At 47.4% G+C, this 782-nt stretch carries 1 protein-coding gene; it reads right to left on the bottom strand.

Annotated features, from left to right (window positions below):
• Window positions 1-561: 561 nt before the first annotated feature.
• Window positions 562-782: OmpA family protein (locus LD39_RS21610; RefSeq protein ID WP_035554072.1), on the bottom strand; the 221-nt coding region annotated here is incomplete at its 5' end.

The raw sequence follows: 782 nt of genomic DNA, 5'->3' as shown, positions 1-782 counted from the left end.
CCTTTCTGTTAATACAACACTTTTTCAGTGGCTTCGCTCCGCCTTCCGGGGTCTCATCTGTCCCGCAAATCCCACAGGAGTCTCACCGTCTCCCTCCGCCCCTTTACCATATAAGTGGCTCGAAACCATTACTGGAATAAACACCTTTGGCGCATAGGGAAAGTGGAGGAATATAAATTTCCATGGCAGGAATTCCGATGGTGAGAGCATGGTATAGAGCACTTTATGCTTATAGCACTGCGATAGTGGAAGACAATTTTTCTGGGTAAAGGGGTTCGTTTCTCCCATGCATCACATGAGTTGGTTGGGAAGCTGTGAGACTCGCGCGGGAATGGGTTGTCTGACGAGACCCCGCAGAGCAGAGCTCGAGGAAGCTTGCCGTCATCCCCGATGGAAAGCGAGCTGCTTCCCAACCAACCCTGAATCTCAATACAGCAACGAACCCGGTTATCTCGAAATCGAGTCTTCCACAATCCTGCACGTTTTTTGAATAACTCTGGGGGGCATAGACAGCGTATATAAAAAAGCCACTACAGTCATTGTAGTGGCTTTTGATATTGATCAATTATCATACTTAGGATTCAATATTACGATCTCTACTCTACGGTTTTTCCCCCAATTCTCTTCAGAATCATTGGGTACTACAGGCCTCGTTTCTCCGTAGGCGACTGCCGTGAACCGTTTTGGATCGAGTTGATCGGTATTGGATAGCAAATATCTGATTACACTGCTTGCCCTTGCACCCGAGAGCTCCCAGTTGGATGGATAACGGTAAGTTGAAA

The organism is Halobacillus sp. BBL2006, from assembly GCF_000786645.1.
Taxonomy (GTDB): domain Bacteria; phylum Bacillota; class Bacilli; order Bacillales; family Halobacillaceae; genus Halobacillus.
This window is presented reverse-complemented; position numbering and strand designations above follow the sequence as displayed.